Below are 633 nucleotides of genomic sequence, written 5' to 3'. Positions count from 1 at the left end.
TCGTCTAAAAATGCTGCATGGTGAGCATATCATTCTACGTTTGACTTATATCAGTCGTTATAACAACGATAACCTCAACGGCGAGGTGACTCGTATCCTTGAGCAGGCTCAGCAAAATAACGAGCGCAATGGCATCACTGGTGCTTTGGTGTTTAACCATAACTACTTTTTGCAAAGTATCGAAGGGGCAAGGCCGGTTATCAATGGCTTGCTTAGAAAGCTTGTGCAAGATGAGCGTCATCATTCTTTGCAGGTGATAGAGTGCCGTGAAGTTGAGCAGCGTCATTGGAGTAAATGGTCAATGAAGTACTTGATTCCAAGTGAAGAGAACAAAGGACTGGCGTTAAAATTCTCGACAGGAAGTGAGTTCAATCCTTACTTAATGAGTACCAACCAAATCACGATGTTGATTGATACATTATCTGAGCTGCAAGAGCAACAAGCAAAGAATGACGTGCAGACCATTCAGAAGAAAAAACCTTGGTATGATTTTAGCTAGTCTATCGATGCTGATAATCAGACCTGCACCCATGACACTTGTATGAGAGAAAAGCTATGAACTCAGTAACGACAGATGCACACATTTTAGTTAGCATGACCTATGCCAGCCGCGCAAACCCAAATGTATCGGCC

The 633-nt window shown here is 42.8% G+C and carries 1 protein-coding gene; it reads left to right on the top strand.

Features of this window, described 5'->3' with window-relative positions:
* The first annotated feature begins 10 nt into the window (after positions 1-10).
* Positions 11-499, top strand: a complete 489-nt coding sequence (locus tag ACS8FC_RS18615; protein WP_439297883.1) for a BLUF domain-containing protein — start codon at positions 11-13, stop codon at positions 497-499.
* Positions 500-633 lie beyond the last annotated feature (134 nt).

Source organism: Psychrobacter sp. 1Y4, from assembly GCF_051847555.1.
The sequence above is the reverse complement of the archived record's forward strand: the minus strand, read 5'-3'. Positions and strand labels throughout refer to the sequence as shown.